Genomic DNA, 282 nt, shown 5'->3' with positions numbered 1-282 from the left:
ATTGCCTGCCGGACATCATCGCGCGCTGGAGCAGCGCCGATCCGATCCCGGAAAACAGCGCGTCCCGGATCGTCTATGCCGATCGGGGGGTGGATGATGCGATCCTGGCTATCGCGGCGATCGGCGTCGTCGCTTCCGAGAGCATGCAGAACACGCTGGCCGCCGAAGTCTGGCGGACCCTCGCGACGTTAATCGATGACGTGCCGACCGCACAGCTGCCGGCGTTGACCGACACGGTGGAGCGGCTGCTATCGAGCCTCGGAGACCACGTGCTGACACGAG

The 282-nt window shown here is 65.6% G+C and carries 1 protein-coding gene; it reads left to right on the top strand.

The window, feature by feature from the left end; all coding sequences use genetic code 11:
• On the top strand, positions 1–282 hold a 282-nt coding region (locus ACLBX8_RS32175), incomplete at both ends, for a hypothetical protein (protein WP_447716471.1).

This window comes from Methylobacterium sp. D48H, from assembly GCF_053345715.1.
This window is presented reverse-complemented; position numbering and strand designations above follow the sequence as displayed.